Consider the following 16,561-nt stretch of genomic DNA (forward strand, 5'->3'; position numbering starts at 1 on the left):
CGAGATGCGTTGCATCGGATGCCGTGACTTCAACGACCAGCGCCTCCGCCGCGATCGCCCTCGTACTCTCGGTTCGGACTCTCTGCGATGTGTGGGCGAGCGAGAGCGATACGGTTGCGGCCGTTGCGTTTTGCGGTGAAGAGTGCCAGCGGGTCGGCGTGTGTTGCGGTCACGGTAGTGACACCGAGTTCGCAATACACGACGAACCAGTTGTTGACGGGTGCGCGCCGGGACCACCAGTCCATCCCGAAATCGGCCTTGCTCATGGTCCACGCAACGGGAATCGTGGTGATGCACACGGCGTAGGTCAGCACGGTGCCGAGCCCCTCGGTGGGGCCGTCCTGTGTGAACGTCGTGCCGATACCGACGAGACCGAACAGCAAAGTTTGAACGACGACCCCGATACGCAGCCGCGGGTCGGGTTTTTCATCGTCCGTCAGCGCGCCCGACGGTCTTTCGCCGGGCGCACGATTTGCCGGCGATTCCCGGTGTCTACCCATAAGAACCGTCTCGCGTCATCTCCGTTCGCCAACGCAGACTGGCTCGGATTGCGTCGCCGACGCTTCCTGCGAGATCGGCCACGATTCGCTCGGAATCGATCTGTGCAGGTGTAACTTCCGCCAACGGTCGACAAGCCGGGTCGACCGAACACTCGGTATCAGGTGATCGGCCCTCGATTCCCAACCGAAAGGCACTGGGCGGTGCCATACGGATTGTGGGAATGCGTTCGGCGTTTCGTGGCACTGCCGAACAGTCGATGGTGAGCAGCATTCGATCGTGGCGCGCGAACGTCTGCTTGTCGGCGATTGCCACGTACAGGCCGTCGTTCGCCTCGGCGCGCGTGGCAAGTCGCGTGAGCACCCTGCGGATGCGCTGCTGGCACTGCGTCCGGTCGGAGGATACGACCAGCGCGGCACCCGGTACCGGGGATCGCATCCGTCGGGCCTGATCCGTCAAAGTCGTCCACGCGGTATCGTCGCTACCGCCGAAATATGTTCGTAGCAGCCAGAGTTCGGAGCTACCTGCACCTTCTGACATGGCGATCCAATCCGAGAACTGTGGGTGCGCCGAACCGTTCGGTCAGGCGGAAGGAACGGCCCGAAGTTGCAGGGGCACGTTTTCGGACAGAAACGTGAGCTGATCTCGTATCACCGAGGTGAACAGTGGCTCGACGTACGGATCGAAATGGCCACCGTCGTAGGTACGTACCGTGGCCTTGCGAACTTGTGCCGCGGCGCGTTGTGCGACGGACGCCGGGGTGACCGAATCGTCGGACGCGATCTGCACCAGCGTGGGGCAGTCGATCGCGGACATCGTACGGCCCGGGGAATACCGCCAGATCTTCAGCAGTATCCGCGCCGCCACGGTCTCGGGGTAGTCGCCGTCGGTCAGGCCCGATTCGAGGACCAAGCGGTCACGCCCTGTCATCGCGTCGGGTGAGACCATCACAGCTCGGGCGCCGGGGAGGCCGACACTGTCGACGTAGTGCGGCGATCGTCCGAGGACTGCGCGGACGCCGTCGTTGATGGCGGCCGGTGCCAACCGCAACGTGTGCCTGAACCCGCTTGCGCGAACGGCGGCGATGCCGTCGACGTGGGGCACCTGAGCTATGACCGCTGCGAACCGAACACCGGTGCCCGCCAACGTGAGTACGTGGCCGCCGGCGAACGAGGTGCCCCATCCGACGATTCGGTTCTCGTCGACGCCGTCGAGCGAGCGAGCGAAGTCGACTGCGCTTCGCCAATCGGCAAGCTGCGAACTCACGTCCAACAGTTGGCGCGGCTCGCCGTCGCTGTCCCCGAAGTACCGATAGTCGAAGACGCAGACCACGTACCCGGCCTCGACGAAACGCTCGGCGTACGCGTACAGACGCATCGCCCGAGGAGTGCCGAATCCGTGTGCCATGACGATTGCCGGACGGGCCTGGTCGGCCGACACAGCGGGACGAAATACCGTTGCCGCGCAACGAACTCCGTCCGACATGAACGATGCTTCGGTGCGGGTGAACCCGGAGTGGTCGTCGGTGGTCATGCGTTTGTCTCTCTGTTCTGTAGCAGGGTGGTGATCGGATCTCACAGCTTGAAAGGGTTGAGGGTTTTGCCGAGGAAGTAGCCGATGCGAGTCGGAATCGGCCTCGCGGCAGCAGCGGTCACCTTGTTCACCATCCCGGGCACGCACACCGGCGTGCCGTTGTTCACTGCACGCCATCCCTCTCGCACGACGTCCTCAGGGGTCTGCCACAGAAGAGAGGGCAGCTTGGAGGTCGCTGCATCTCGGGTTCCCATGACGTCGTGGAACTCACTGTGGGTGAAACCCGGGCAGAGCGCAGTCACGTGGATGCCGTGCGGCCGCAACTCCATATCGAGTGCTTGCGACATGTCGAGCACATAGGACTTGATCCCGGTGTACAGCAGACTTGCACCAGGTGGCAGCAATGCCGCCAACGACGACAGATTCACGATCCGGCCGTATCCGCGTTCTTTCATGCCGGGCACCGTGAGATGAGCGAGTTCGGTGACGGCAGTGATCATCACCTGTATCTCCGCGGCGAGTGCGTCGAACGGCGCATCTGCGAACGTGGAGTTCCCCGACATTCCCGCATTGTTGACGAGGATATCGACGTCGATACCGAGGGATTTCGTTTCGTCGAGGATGGCACGGGGCGCAGAGCGATCGGCGAGGTCCGCCGGAACGATGTTGCATTGCACACCGTGCTGGGCCGACAGCTCGTCCGCCAGTGCGATGAGTCGGTCTTCGCGCCGCGCGACGAGAACGAGGTTGTGCCCCTCGGCCGCGAGGTGTCGAGCAAAGGCCGCGCCTATGCCCGCTGATGCTCCGGTGATCAGGGCGGTTCTTACGGTCTTCGGCATCGACGGGCCTCCACTCTTGAACGGTATTCAAGGACGGTAGCAGGCTCTTGAAGACCATTCAAGATATAGTTGGTCATATGCCCAGGAACCGCGGACTTCACGACCGGGCGAGCAAGCGAGAGGACATCGTGGTCGCCGCCCGCGACATGTTCGTGTCCGACGGCTTCGATCGCACCTCGATCAGCCGTCTCGCGAAAGCAGCGGGCGTCACCGCCAACACGCTGTACTGGTACTTCGGCGACAAAGACGACATCCTGGTCGCCGTTCTGACGGCCATCGCCGCCGAGGACGCCACGGACTATCTCGACGTCGTCGATCTACCACTGGCCGACCGGCTGTTCTGGCTGGTGGAGCGGCTACGGAAAGTCGGTCCATTGGTCTCCACCGTGCACGATCGGGTGACCGAGTCCGAGGCCATCGATCAATGGCACAACGGGTTTCATGCCTTCGCGGAATCGCTGTTCGCCGCCGATATCGACGCTGCCGGCCTGTCCGGTGCGGCGGCCGCCGCCATGCTCCGCATCGGTACGTTCGTCGTCGAGGGACTGCTGACTCACGCAGCCTCGCCGGCAGACTCTCGCGCAGTCATCGACCAACTCGTCGACACCATCGCACCCGCACCTGGAAGTGATCCACCATGAGTATCGAACCCCATTCCGCGTCGACCGGTCGTCCGCGAGCCGCGGCCGACCACACCGACTCGGAATCGATCATCACGATTCCCAGCATGGACCCGTTCTACCGGGCCCCTGCCGGTTTCGAGACCGCGGAGCCGGGAACCGTACTGCGGTCCCGCGAGGTGACCCTCGCGTTGTTCGGCCTCATCCGGCAGAAGGTGTCGGCGTGGCAACTTCTGTATCGGACCACCGGCCTCGACGGGGCAGCGCGGGTAGCGGTCACGACGGTGATACTTCCGGTCGGAGGCCGACAGCGACCACAGCGCGCTCTGCTGTCCTATCAGTGCGCGATCGATGCCGTGTCGGATCGGTGTTTCCCGTCGTATGTCCTGCGGGCGGGTGCCCGAGCTGTCGGTTCCGTACCGCAGTTCGAGTTCATGATCATCCTGTATGCACTGCGCCGCGGATGGGTTCTGTCTCTTCCCGACCACGAGGGCATGAACGGGCAGTGGGGAGCACCCGTCGAGCCCGGTTACTGCACACTCGACGGCATCCGCGCAGCACTGACTTTCGAGCCGCTCGACCTCGCCGCTACTACCGCTGTCGCGCTGTGGGGGTATTCGGGCGGCGGATTGGCGACGTCGTGGGCCGCCGAGGTTGCGGCCGACTACGCCCCTGAACTAGACATCGTCGGCGCTGCACTCGGATCGCCCGTCGGCGATCCCGGGTCCGCATTTTCCCGCCTCAACGGCACTATTTTCGCGGCGCTGCCCGCGATGGTGGTGGAGGGCTTACGTCGCACCTACCCTGTGCTCGACCACCTCGTTCGCGAACACGTCGCTGCAGCGGGGCTCGAGACCCTCTCATCCCTGCACCGCAAGACGACCGTGCACGCCGTCATGTCCATGCTGATGCACGATCTGGAGCGGCACCTCGACATCCCGATGGCCGACCTCCTGGCGACACCCGAGATGGTGCAGGTTTTTCAGGATATTCAGCCCGGCAAGTCGGCACCCCAGTTTCCTCTTCTCGTGGTGCAGGCGGTGCATGATCCGATGATCGACGTCGACGATGTGGACGGGCAAGTGCGCCGATACCGCGCTGCGGGAGCGAACGTCACGTACCTCCGTGATCGCCTCAGCGAACACCTGTCGCTGCACCCGATCGCAGCCCCCGTCACTCTGGATTGGCTCTCGGATCGCTTCGCGGGCAAGCCGATCGAGGAATCGTCGACGAACACCGTGTGGTCCCTGGCGGGATCACTGCCGGGGTTGCGCGGATTGCTCGGACTCGCTGTGTCCACCGGACGCGCATTCGCCGGCCGGATCGGTTGATACACAAAGGCATCGGGCCCGAAGAGCGCCCTGCACAAGACGGTTCGGTAGGCACTACCCCGATGAAGAGAGCGAGACGGCTACCGCAGACAGAAACAACCGCAGATCCGCGGCAAGACGCACCGGCTCCTCCATCGCCGCGAAGTGACCACCGTGGTCCGGGACCTCGGTCCAGTGCGCGATGTCGAACTCCTGTTCCGCAAGGTGTCTGATGCCGATGTCGTGCGCGAACATGATGGCACCGACCGGTTGCGACGGCTTTGCCTGCGGACCGGCCCAAGCCCCACCCTCGGCCGCGTACACGGTGTGCGCGGCGCTACCTGCGCTTCGGGTCAGCCAGTACAAGGTGACGTGGGCGAGTATCCGGTTGCGGCCGAGTGCACCGTCCGGTTCCGCGTCGAACGGGTAGGTCCACGCCCGAAATTTGTCCAGCATCCATGACAGCTGACCGATCGGACTATCGGTCAGGGCGACACCGATCAGTTGCGGACGCGTCGACTGGATAGAGATGTATCCGAACTCCGACTTCATGAACTCCCCCACCCTCCGGTAACGGTCCAATTCGGTTTCTGTGCAACGCTTCTGCTCGGCCTCGTCGGGTTCTCGGTAGGGCGCACCGATGGACCCGTTGACATGTATGGCGGCGCAGTGGCCGGGATCGAGACGACCCATCGCCGGTGCGACTCCAGCACCGTAATCACCGCCCTGAACCACATAGGAGCCGTATCCGAGGAAACTCATCAACTCCACGAAAGCCTGCGCGACACGATCGGTACTCCACCCGTCCCCGACCAGCGGTGTGGAGAAGGCGAATCCGGGGACGGATGGCACGATCACGTCGAAGGCTTGGAGGTCGGCGTTCTCCGGCTCGGTGAGCAGTGGAATGAGATCGAGGAACTCGAGGTACGACCCCGGCCATCCGTGGCACAGCAACACCGGAGTCGAGTCAGCGCGCGACGACCGTACGTGCAGGTAGTGGATGCGCTGCCCGTCGATCTCCACCACGTATTGAGGGAACGCCGCGAGCTGCTTCTCCACGACTCGCCAGCTGAAGTCGTCCACCCACGTACTGGACATCGACCGCAGGACCGCGATCGGGACTCCGGCAGTCCAGTCGTCGGCACCGAGGGGTTCGGGCAGACGCGCATTGCGAACACGACGGGTCAGGTCGTCGAGCTCCGACTGCGGGAAGTCGACGACGAACGGGATGGCAGGCGCAGTGATTGTCATGATTCGATCGTGCATCTCATCGCGGACAACGACGGTCCTGAATCAATGAATTGGGGGGCAGTCCCGTCGGTACGAGACCAGCTGCGGGAGCGATCGATCCGCAGATTGCGCCGTAGGCGACAGCAACCGTCTCGGCGCTCGGGCCGTGTCAGACGATTCGACCGTCCTCGAGTCGCACGATGCGGTCGGCTTCGTCCAACACCGCCGGGTCATGAGACACACAGGCAACGGATACCCCGCGCAGCGCCTCCTCGCGCATGACGGCTCGGATGCGCTTTCCGCTGTCGACGTCGAGACCTGTCGTGGGCTCGTCGAGCAACAGCAGCTCGGCTCGACGGGCCAACCCTTGGGCCAACAGAGTGCGTTGACGCTGCCCTCCGGACAGGGCCGAGAAGGACATAGCCGCCAGGCCGGTGATGTCCAGGCGCTCGAGAGCCTCGTCCACCATCCGCAGGGCCTCGGAGCCCATCGGACGCCATCGGCCGATGCGCCCCCACACACCCACCGACACCACGTCTCGCACGGTCAGCGGGAGCCGATCCGATACGGCAGTGCGCTGCGGCACGAAAGCAATTGCGCGGGTTGCACGTCGAGTACCGCTCGACAGCGGCCGGGTGCCGGCAACAACTTCGAGCAGCGTCGACTTGCCCGCACCGTTCGGCCCCGCGATGGTCGTCAACTGCCCGTGCAGGAGGTCGACATCGACATCGCTGAGTGCTGCGCGCCCGGAGAACTCGACGCACACTCCGCGGAGCCTGGCTGGGACGGACGATGCACTGCTGACCGGAATGTTCATGTTGCCATCATACGATTTTGAATATCGTTATCAATCTCATTAAGGTTCCGCTGTGCCTCTTTCGATTTTCGATGTTCTCGTCGAGCCCTTCGCTCTCGGGTTTCTACAACGTGCCCTCTTCGGCGGCGCCCTGGTTGCGGTGCTGTGCGGGATCGTCGGAACGTGGGTGGTGATCCGCGGAATGGCATTTCTGGGCGAGGCACTTGCACACGGAATGCTGCCCGGCGTCGCATTGGCGACGGTTCTCGGAGTTCCGGTGTTGATCGGCGGTGCACTGAGCGCGACCGCGATGAGCCTCGGGATCGCCGCGCTGCAACGGCGCGGAACACTGTCGTACGACACGAGCATCGGAATGTTGTTCGTGTCGATGCTGGCCCTCGGCGTCATCATCATTTCCCACTCCGGCAGCTTCGCCACCGACGCCACGTCCATACTGTTCGGCGACATTCTCGCCATCACGTCGGTGGACCTGTATCTGCTGGCAGCAGCAACGGCGCTCGGAATCACCGTCGCGGTCGCGTTTCACCGCCCACTCGTCGCACTCGCGCTGGATCCTCGAATCGCCGCAGTGCTCGGACTCGGACCACGTTCGGCCCAAGCACTTCTCGTCGCGCTCGTAACCCTGGCGGTCGTCGCGTCGTACCAAGCTGTCGGCTCACTCCTGGTCGTCGGACTGCTGCTCGCCCCCGCCGTCGCTGCCGGTCAATGGACCACTCGCATTCCCACTCGGATGCTGCTGGCGGCCTTCCTCGGCGTGCTCTCGGTGTTCGTGGGCCTGCTGATCTCCTGGCATGCAGCCACCGCAGCCGGAGCCTCCGTCGCGGCAACCGCCATTGCTGTCTCAGGCCTGTCGTGGGCACTACGCGCTGCCCTCACCGCCATTCGACCTCACCGTAATCTCTCTCCCTCATCCGAAAGGAACACGTGCGCTCCCGCATCATGACCACCGCGCTCGCGCTCGGTGCCCTCGTCCTCGCATCGACCGCCTGCACATCCGAACAGCCGACAACCGAGGCCGAGCAACCCACCGGAGAAGGCCACGGAGCCGTAGCCGGCGCCGCCGAACTCGCCGAACCGCGACTCGGGCTGACATCCATCGACCCGTCGGGAAAGGTGTCCCATCTCGATCTCCTCGACGAGACCGTCAGCGAACTCGGCACGATCGGAGCCCCGACGGCATTGCATACCGACGGCCGCTACCTGTTCGCGCAGACGGATGCGGGCGTCGAGATCGTCGACAGCGGTGTCTGGACCTGGGACCACGTGGATCATTTCCACTACTACCGGGCGGAGCCTCGCCTCCTCGGCACGGTCGCCGGCGCAGGCCCGGCAACCGTTGCCACGTCCAACCTTTCGACCTCAGGCGGTACCGGATTGTTCTTCCCGGAATCCGGCGAAGCAGTGTTGCTCGACACCGAAGCTTTGGCCGAAGGCACTGTGACCGAACAATTCCGAAAGGTCACCGCTCCCGGTGCCGGAATGGTCGTTCCCGTCGGAACGTTCGCGCTCGTCACCGAGGGCTCCGGACCGTCGGCCTCGGTCGTCGGCTATACCTCGGACGGAGAACGCACCGGACTCGTCGAATCCTGCCCCGAGGCCCGCGGCACGATCACCACCAGAGTCGGCGCAGTCATCGGTTGCGCCGACGGCGCACTACTCGCCTCCGCCACCGGTGACTCACTGGCTGTCGAGAGGATTCCGTACCCCACGGGGACCACCGCTCCTGCCGCGACATCGTTCGACAACCGCGAAGGACGCCCCACAGTGGCGGGTTCGGCAGGGACAGAGGGTATCTGGATGTTGGACACCCGCGAGCGATCATGGTCCCTACTCCCCGCGCCGGCGCCCCTGGTGCACGTCACCGCCGTCGACGATGCGGACGAGCACGTTCTGGCTCTCACGGACGACGGACGCGTCCTCGTTCTCGACGGCAACAACGGAGCAGTCATCTCCGAGACGGATCCACTCGTGACCGAGAGCGTCGCCACCGGCAAGACACCGACACTCGTGGCCGACCAGCAACGCGCCTACCTCAGCGGCCCGGCCGAGCGGACGCTGTTCGAGATCGACTTTGCGGACGGTGCGCGCGTCGCGCGAACATTCGACACGGGTACCGAACCCGCCTTCACTGCCGAGACGGGACGCTGATCGTGCAGGTCACCCGCATCCGCTCGTCTGCGGCCGCGGCCGCGGCGGCGACAGCAGTAGCGGCGATCGGTTTATTCCTCACCGCCTGCTCGACATCCGCCGAGGACCGTCCGCTCGTGATCGTGTCCACCAACATCCTCGGCGACGTAGTGGAGGAGCTCGTCGGCGACGAGGCCGAAGTGGTCACGCTGATGAAGCCCAATGCAGACCCGCACTCGTTCGAGATCTCCGCTCAGGAAGCTGCCCGCCTGCGCTCGGCCGACCTGATCGTCTCCAACGGTCTCGGTCTCGAGGAAGGTCTCCAACAACACCTCGACGAAGCATCGGCCGAGAAAGTACCCACCTTCGTCGCGGGTGACGCCATCGACGTCCTCGACTACAGCGAGGGCGACGCGAAAGGGAACCCCGACTCGCACTTCTGGACCGACCCGGCGCGCATGATCACAGTGGTCGACGCACTGGAACCGATCCTGGCCGAACTGGACGGCGTCGATTCTGCCGCCGTAACCGAGCACACGACGCAGTACCGCATGCAGCTGCAGAGCCTCGACGCCGAGATGACCGACATCTTCGTGGCCATCCCGGAGCAGCGCCGCGCACTCGTCACCAATCACCACGTATTCGGCTATCTCGCAGACCGTTTCGACTTCCGAGTCGTTGGAGCCGTCATTCCCGGCGGCACCACTCTGGCCGCCCCGTCCGCCTCCGATCTGGCCGATCTCGTCGATGCTGTCGAAAAAACCGGTGTACCTGCAATATTCGCAGAATCATCCTCGCCCGACCGCCTCGTCCAGGCCTTGGCGAGCGAAGCAGACATTCGCGTCGATGTGGTGGAACTGTTCACCGAATCGCTCACCGCACCCGACGGCGGCGCCCCCGACTACCTGACCATGATGCGCACCAACACCGAGCGCATCTCCGACGGGCTCACCAACTGATATCCAGCATCTCACACAGAAAAGGAATCTCCATGCGTTACAACCATGTTCGCCGAACTAGCATCACAGCTCTCGCGCTCGCCGCCGTTGCGGCCTCGGCTGCCTGCTCGTCCGGCACCACCCCCGACACGACCACCTCCTCAGCAGCGATCGCAGCCGGGCCACGCATCGCCGTGTCCTACGCAGGCGGCCTCCGGGTGCTCGACGCCGGCACTTTCGAAACCGTCGCAGACTTCGATTCGGAGGAGTACACGCGGCTCAACCTCTCCGGCGACAGCCGCAACGTCATGGTCACCACGAGCGAGGGCTTCCGAGTACTGGACACCGCGGCCGGGACGACCGAAGAACCGGAACTGACCGACACGGTCTTCTCGGCAGACAAGCCGGGCCATGTCGTACGACATGCGGGCAAGACCATCCTGTACGCCGACGGCACCAGCGACACCACGATCTTCGATACCGCAGCACTCGAACCTGCAGACGGGCTCCCCGAGACCGACAGCATCCCCGGCGTCGACGCTCATCACGGCGTCTCGATCGTTCTCGAAGACGGCACGTTCCTCACCACGGTGGGAAACTCGAACGGCCGCAGCGGCATCGAGGTCCGCGACGCGTCCGGCGCGGTACTCGACAAGAACGACCAGTGCCCCGGCGTCCACGGCGAAGGAACCGTGGAAGGTGAGATCGTTGTCTTCGGCTGCGAGAACGGTGCTTTGATCTACGACAAGGGCGAGATGACCAAGCTCGATGCCCCGGATCAACCGTACGGGCGCATGGGCAATGCGTACGTCAGCGAGTCCAGCCCGCTCATCGTCGGCGACTACAAGGACGACGCCGACGCCGAAGGCTACTTGCTCGGTGCCGTCACGGTGATCGACCCCGTAGCCAAGACTCTCGACGTCGTCAAGCTGCCGGACGGTGCCGAATACACCTGGCGCGGCGTCGCGCGAGGGCCCGGTGACCTGGCGTACATCATCGCCTCCGACGGCGCAGTCCATGTCTTCGACCCCGAGACGAAAGCCGTCACTGCCTCGTACCCCGTCATCGGTGCCTGGGAGAGCCCCGCAGAGAGCCAGGACGCCCACCCCGGAATTTCGATCGCGGGCAACACCGCCTACGTCACCGAACCGGCGACGAACAGCATCCACGCCGTTGACCTGACAACCGGAGACGTCACCGAAAGCAAGCAACTCGACATCACTCCCAATGAGTTTGTTGCTGTGGCGCTCTCGAAGTAGTAACAGCACTACCGAGCCGAGAGGGGATACGGACCGCCGCGTTACGGCGGTCCGTATCCCCTCTTCTGCGTCCAGCATCGACTGCTCGGCTGCGGAATCGAGCCACTGCGTCATCGGGACTATCGGTGCGTATTTCGGATATTCGAGCCCCCACGCTCTCCGTAACGTCTCTCGCTACCGAGGGCCCACCAGATGCGGCTCTCCGATCGCAAGGGAGGGCCCCGTGACAACCGCAGACCTGACAGGACGCACGGCCATCGTCACCGGCGGAGCCACGCTGCTCGGGCGCGGCGTCGTACAGGTGCTCGCCGATCACGGCGCGTCCGTCGTCATCGCCGACATCGACGAAGAGAACGGCAGACGCGTCGCACAGGAGGCTTCGAGCTCAGGGGCCACTGTCACCTTTCGTCGGGTCGACGTCACCGACGATGCGGCCTTGGCGACTCTCGTCGCCGAGACGGTCGCCGAGAACGGCGGCCTCGACATCGTGGTCAACCTGGCGGCCGTCTACATCGACGACGGATTCGCAACCACGCGAGCGGATTGGCTCACGGCTCTGAACGTCAACGTCGTGAGCATGGTTGCCCTGGTACAAGCCGCGCACCCCCATCTGAAGGCGAGCCGACACGCGTCTGTCGTCAACTTCACGTCGATCTCGAGCTCGGTCGCGCAGACCGGTCGCTGGGTCTACCCAGCAGGCAAGGCTGCGATCGCTCAGCTCACCCGATCGATGGCCATGGACCTTGCCCCCGACGGAATTCGGGTCAACTCGGTGAGCCCGGGATGGACGTGGTCCGCGATCATGGACGACCTCTCCGGCGGCGATCGGGTCAAGACCGACCGGGTTGCCGCGCCGTTCCACCTCACCGGACGCGTCGGTGACCCCAGCGAAGTCGGCAACGTCGTCGCCTTCCTCGCATCCGACGCGGCCTCGGTCGTCACCGGAGCCGATTGGGCCGCGGACGGCGGGTACTCCGCGATGGGTCCCGAGCAAGCCACTCCAGCCATTCCCCTTCTCGCCGAACAGGATCCCTCATGAGTGTTCATAGCATCCATCCCAGCAAGACCATCGCAATAGTCGGTGCCGGGTTCGCCGGACTGTCCTCGGCACGGGTACTGAGCGAATTGGGGCACGACGTCGTCGTGTACGAAAAGGCCCCCGACGTCGGCGGTGTGTGGAGCGCGACGCGTCGTTACCCGGGACTGAAGACGCAGAACAACAAGGGCACCTACGCGTTGTCCGAGATGCCGATGCCCAAGCACTACCCTGAATGGCCCTCGGGCGAGCAGGTCCAGTCGTACCTCGAGAACTACGCTCGCACATTCGATCTCATGGATCGCGTGCACTGCGATACCGAGGTGATCGATGCCGCACCGACTCCCACCGGTGGCTGGGACGTCACCACGAAACGTACGGATGCATCCGTTCACGGAGACGAGCCGGTCACCAGCACCGAACACGTCGACCATCTGATTCTCGCCAGCGGCATCTTCTCCGAGCCTTTCGTGCCGGCATTCGAGGGTGCAGACGTCTTTCTCGCTGCAGGAGGCCAGATTTTCCCCGCTGGGGACCTACACAGCCTGGATCAGGTGGACGGCAAGCACGCGATCGTCGTCGGATACGGCAAGTCGGCGTGCGACATCACCGTCGAGGTGTCGAAAGTCGCGTCCTCCACGACCGTGGTCGCACGCGAACTGTTGTGGAAGCTGCCTCGAAAGATTCGCAACATCGTCAACTACAAGTTCATCATGTTGACTCGACTCGGCGAGGGTCTGTTTCGATACAACTCGGTAAATGGTGTCGAAAGACTGCTCCATGCAGCCGATTCCACGATCGCCGACTCGATGGTGTCCAGCGTGGGAAGCGTCACCACCAAACAGCTCGGACTGAAGAAGCTCGGCCTGATCCCGCAAGGTTCGTTCGCCGACATCGCCCGCTCGACGGTCTCACTCGTCTCGGAAGGATTCTTCGAGGGGATCGCGGACGGAACCATCGACGTGCGCCGCGAAACCACCATCGTGCGTCTGCTCGAAAAGGACGGACACCCGCAAGCCGAATTGTCGGACGGCACGGTGATCCGAGCCGATGTCGTCCTCGCAGCGACCGGCTGGAAGCAGAACATCCCGTTCCTGTCCCCGGATGTGCTGAGCCGATTCACCGACGCCAACGGTGACTACGTTCTGCATCAGCAAATCCATCCCGTCGGGGTGTCGGACCTGAGCTTCGCCGGATACAACTCCTCGTTCTTCTCGCCGCTGTCGGCAGAGACGTCGGCGTTGTGGATCGGTTCACTGCTCGGTGGCAACCACACGCTTCCCTCGGATGACGACATGCGAGCGTCCGTTGCCAAACGCCTTGCCTGGATGCGCGAACGAACCAACGGCAATCACGCGCGCGGGACCAACATCATTCCGTTCTCGGTGCACAACATCGACGAAACGCTCACGGACATCGGAATCAACGTGTCGATGCTGACGCGGGCGAAGCAATGGCTGTTTCCGGTGAACCCGAGTGACTACCGTGGAATCGTGCAGACACTGAAGAAGCGGATCCACGGGTGACCACCCGGACGTTCGACGCCGTTGTGGTCGGTGCAGGGATCAATGGAATGGTCGCTGCCGCAGAGCTTGCCGGCGCGGGATGGTCGGTCGCGCTCGTCGACGAGCGCGACAGGTTGGGCGGGTTCATCGCCTCCGACTCGTTGACTCGTCCCGGTTTCGTACACGACACCTTCAGTTCCTGGCACCCCCTTTTCGTCACCGGTGGCGCGTACGCGGCGCTCGGGGACGACCTGCACCGTCATGGCCTCACGTATTCCAACTCCGCCGGAGCTGTCACGGGCGCGGTGTCGGATCGCGGCGTCGCAGTGGCACATCGCGACCCAGCGAAAACCGCCCAAAGCTTCGAGCACGAGCACGATCGAGCGGCGTACGCAGCGATGCTGGCCGAGCTGGAGTCCTGGTCCCCCCATGTGTTCGGTGCCTTGGGCTCGGAACTGCGACCGTTCGATCTCGCTCGCCTGGGCGCATCGATGATGCGCGGGCTGGGCAAGGACGGCAGCATCGACATGCTGCGCGTCTCGGCGCAGAGCGGACGCGCGCTGATCCGAGAGCGCTTTCGTGGTTTCGAGGTCGATCACCTGTGGTCTCCGTGGCTTCTGCATGCCGGCCTGTCGCCCGACCACGCGACCGGCGGGCTGATGCTGCCGATCATGGCCTTCACCATGCACGCGGCCGGACTCCCGGTGGTGACCGGCGGAGCGGACAATTTCGTCACCGCGTTCGATCGCGTGCTGAGCGAGCGCGGGGTGACGGTGATACTCGGTGAATCCGCGGCGCACATCGAGATTCGGTCCGGTCGCGCCGTTGCCGTGCATCTGGCCGACGAGCGACTGTCGGCGACACGGGCCGTAGTGGCGTCGACAGCAACGCCCAGACTGTACGACAACCTGCTCGATCCAGCGGTCGTACCTGCTGCAGGCAGGCGTGCGGCCGATCGGCATCGTCCTGGGCGGGCTGCGATGCAACTGCATTTTGCGCTGGACCGTCCCGTTCGGTGGTCGGATTCGCGACTGGACGATGTGCCGCTGGTGCACATCGGAAGCGGCGCTTCGAGCACCGGGATCGCCTGTGCGCAAGCTGAATCAGGCCTGCTTCCAGCGAATCCGACGATCGTGGTCGGCCAACAGTGCGTTCTGGACCCGAGCCGAGCTCCAGCGGGAAAAGCCACTCTGTGGGTGCAATTGCAAGAATTGCCGTGTGCGCCCGAAGGCGATGCCGCGGGCTCGATTTCGACGGACGGCACGTGGAGTACCGGGACGACGGCGGCATATGTCGATCGCGTCCTGGACTCGATCGAGCGCTACGCACCGGGCCTGCGTTCGACCGTGTTGGATTCGTACTCCATCCCGCCGACCGCGCTGACGGCTGCGAACGCAAACGCCGTCGCAGGCGATCCTTACGGCGGTGCGGCCGAAATCGACCAATCGCTGCTCTGGCGCCCCGGCACCGGCACCGGCCACCGAACCGGAATCGACGGACTGTTCCACATCGGTGCCTTCACGCACCCCGGACCCGGACTCGGCGGCGGCTCGGGCCACCTGGTTGCTCAACAACTGCTCGCGCCAACTCGTCGCACACGCGGTGTCGATCGCGTTCGCAGCGCTATCGAGAAATTTACATCGAAAACATGACGACAGTCACCAAGCCGCTATATCGTCATGTTGCTCGGTCACCGAGCACCCACGAACGATAGGACGAAGCGATGCTCTCTCTTTCCGATTCCAGGCACTTCGCGCTCGGTTTGTTCTCGGCGAATTGCAGTAGCGGTCTGGCCGTGACCAAGGTTCCCGAACGGTGGTCGGGGTCGTGGGAGGACAATCTGGCAGCCGCGCAGATCGCCGATGAGGCAGGCCTGGACTTCCTCCTTCCTATCGCCCGGTGGATCGGTTACGGCGGCGAGACCAACTTCCACGAAGGCGTTCTCGAACCCATTGCATGGGCAGCTGCGTTGCTCGCCCGGACGTCGAACATCACTGTGTTCGCCACCGTGCATACCGCGTTCAACCACCCGATCGTCACCGCGAAGCAGATCGCCACCCTCGACCGAATCGGAGGCGGTAGGGCGGGGCTGAACATCGTCGCCGGGTGGAACGAACCCGAGTACCGCGCATTCGGGATGGAACTACCGTCCAACCACGACGACCGGTACGCATTCGGGCAGGAGTGGCTCGACGTCGTGACGAAGCTGTGGACCGAAGTAGGTCCGTTCGATTTCGACGGCGACTTCTTCCATCTGGAAGGCGTCCACTCCGATCCGAAGCCGCTGAAGGGACGGGTGCCGGTTCTCAACGCGGGTGCCTCACCGCAGGGGCGCGCGTTCGCGGCGAGAAATGCAGACTTCCTGTTCACCCCGGTGCAGGACTTCGACAATGCTGCCGCGACGGTGACCGATGTCCGTGCCGCCGCCAAGACGAACGACCGGTCGATCGGCGTGTTGACGCTGTCACATGTTGTGTGTCGTCCGACCGAGCAGGAGGCCCTGGACTACCTGGAGTACTACGCGGACACCAACGCAGACTGGCAGGCCGTCGACAATCTCATGGCACTTCAAGGCCTTCATGCTCAATCGTTCTCACCCGAGATGCTCGCCAACTTCCGTCCTCGATTCGCCGCAGGCCACGGAAGTTACCCCCTGGTCGGCACTCCCGACCAGATTGCCGACAGCATCGAGAAGCTGGCAGCGAGCGGGCTGGCCGGGACCACACTGGCATTCGTCGACTATGCAGCAGAATTGCCGTACTTCGTCGACCAGGTTCTGCCACGTCTGCGACAGCGCGGCCTGCGGGTATGAGCTACCGACGCAGCCCGAACAGTAACTTCCACAGAAC

The 16,561-nt window shown here is 64.1% G+C and carries 16 protein-coding genes; 10 read left to right on the plus strand and 6 right to left on the minus strand.

What is annotated here, in order from left to right; translation table 11 throughout:
* Positions 1–29 precede the first annotated feature (29 nt).
* The 4 genes from RHODMAR_RS21235 to RHODMAR_RS21250 are packed head-to-tail and all read right to left on the minus strand — an operon-like array spanning position 30 to position 2,870.
* Complete coding sequence (locus RHODMAR_RS21235) at positions 30–500, minus strand: hypothetical protein (RefSeq protein ID WP_008718675.1); 471 nt, start codon at positions 498–500, stop codon at positions 30–32.
* Positions 493–1,038 carry a DUF6924 domain-containing protein gene (locus tag RHODMAR_RS21240; protein WP_042940026.1) on the minus strand — a complete coding sequence of 182 codons (546 nt, stop codon included), beginning with the start codon at positions 1,036–1,038 and terminating at the stop codon, positions 493–495. The genes RHODMAR_RS21235 and RHODMAR_RS21240 overlap by 8 nt, the downstream gene beginning before the upstream one ends.
* Before the next feature lie 42 nt (positions 1,039–1,080).
* Positions 1,081–2,031 carry an alpha/beta hydrolase gene (locus tag RHODMAR_RS21245; RefSeq protein WP_008718681.1) on the minus strand — a complete coding sequence of 317 codons (951 nt, stop codon included), beginning with the start codon at positions 2,029–2,031 and terminating at the stop codon, positions 1,081–1,083.
* A 41-nt stretch (positions 2,032–2,072) separates the two neighbouring features.
* Complete coding sequence (locus tag RHODMAR_RS21250) at positions 2,073–2,870, minus strand: SDR family NAD(P)-dependent oxidoreductase (RefSeq protein ID WP_008718683.1); 798 nt, start codon at positions 2,868–2,870, stop codon at positions 2,073–2,075.
* 77 nt (positions 2,871–2,947) lie between these two features.
* Between RHODMAR_RS21250 and RHODMAR_RS21255 the strand changes: the two genes are divergently transcribed.
* The gene (locus RHODMAR_RS21255) at positions 2,948–3,511 is read left to right on the plus strand and encodes a TetR/AcrR family transcriptional regulator (protein WP_042940027.1); all 564 of its coding nucleotides are present in this window, start codon (positions 2,948–2,950) and stop codon (positions 3,509–3,511) included.
* Entirely contained in the window at positions 3,508–4,821 is a 1,314-nt protein-coding gene (locus RHODMAR_RS21260) for a lipase family protein (RefSeq protein WP_008718687.1), read from the plus strand. Before RHODMAR_RS21255 ends, RHODMAR_RS21260 begins: the two co-directional genes overlap by 4 nt.
* Positions 4,822–4,875: 54 nt before the next feature.
* Here RHODMAR_RS21260 and RHODMAR_RS21265 read toward each other — a convergent pair whose 3' ends face one another.
* On the minus strand, positions 4,876–6,051 hold the full coding sequence (locus RHODMAR_RS21265; protein WP_008718689.1) for an epoxide hydrolase family protein: 1,176 nt from the start codon (positions 6,049–6,051) through the stop codon (positions 4,876–4,878).
* Positions 6,052–6,199: 148 nt separating this feature from the next.
* Positions 6,200–6,847 (minus strand): zinc ABC transporter ATP-binding protein AztA, encoded by a 648-nt coding sequence (gene aztA, locus RHODMAR_RS21270; protein WP_008718691.1) that lies wholly within the window; start codon positions 6,845–6,847, stop codon positions 6,200–6,202.
* A 52-nt stretch (positions 6,848–6,899) separates the two neighbouring features.
* Between aztA and aztB the strand changes: the two genes are divergently transcribed.
* The 8 genes from aztB (at position 6,900) to RHODMAR_RS21310 (ending at position 16,524) form a co-directional block, all read left to right on the plus strand.
* Complete coding sequence (gene aztB, locus RHODMAR_RS21275) at positions 6,900–7,790, plus strand: zinc ABC transporter permease AztB (RefSeq protein ID WP_008718693.1); 891 nt, start codon at positions 6,900–6,902, stop codon at positions 7,788–7,790.
* Positions 7,787–8,995 (plus strand): hypothetical protein, encoded by a 1,209-nt coding sequence (locus RHODMAR_RS29210; RefSeq protein ID WP_051048218.1) that lies wholly within the window; start codon positions 7,787–7,789, stop codon positions 8,993–8,995. The genes aztB and RHODMAR_RS29210 overlap by 4 nt, the downstream gene beginning before the upstream one ends.
* 2 nt (positions 8,996–8,997) lie before the next feature.
* The gene (gene aztC / locus RHODMAR_RS21285; protein WP_008718698.1) at positions 8,998–9,933 is read left to right on the plus strand and encodes a zinc ABC transporter substrate-binding protein AztC; all 936 of its coding nucleotides are present in this window, start codon (positions 8,998–9,000) and stop codon (positions 9,931–9,933) included.
* Between the two features lie 32 nt (positions 9,934–9,965).
* A complete protein-coding gene (aztD, locus tag RHODMAR_RS21290; protein WP_008718700.1) occupies positions 9,966–11,171 on the plus strand; it encodes a zinc metallochaperone AztD in 1,206 nt (401 codons plus the stop codon).
* A 223-nt stretch (positions 11,172–11,394) separates the two neighbouring features.
* Positions 11,395–12,210, plus strand: a complete 816-nt coding sequence (locus tag RHODMAR_RS21295) for an SDR family oxidoreductase (protein WP_008718701.1) — start codon at positions 11,395–11,397, stop codon at positions 12,208–12,210.
* On the plus strand, positions 12,207–13,733 hold the full coding sequence (locus RHODMAR_RS21300; protein WP_008718704.1) for a flavin-containing monooxygenase: 1,527 nt from the start codon (positions 12,207–12,209) through the stop codon (positions 13,731–13,733). The genes RHODMAR_RS21295 and RHODMAR_RS21300 overlap by 4 nt, the downstream gene beginning before the upstream one ends.
* On the plus strand, positions 13,730–15,364 hold the full coding sequence (locus RHODMAR_RS21305) for a phytoene desaturase family protein (RefSeq protein ID WP_008718705.1): 1,635 nt from the start codon (positions 13,730–13,732) through the stop codon (positions 15,362–15,364). Before RHODMAR_RS21300 ends, RHODMAR_RS21305 begins: the two co-directional genes overlap by 4 nt.
* Before the next feature lie 71 nt (positions 15,365–15,435).
* Entirely contained in the window at positions 15,436–16,524 is a 1,089-nt protein-coding gene (locus RHODMAR_RS21310) for an LLM class flavin-dependent oxidoreductase (RefSeq protein WP_008718708.1), read from the plus strand.
* Positions 16,525–16,561: the final 37 nt, after the last annotated feature.

This window comes from Rhodococcus sp. AW25M09 (assembly GCF_000333955.1).
Taxonomy (GTDB): domain Bacteria; phylum Actinomycetota; class Actinomycetes; order Mycobacteriales; family Mycobacteriaceae; genus Rhodococcoides.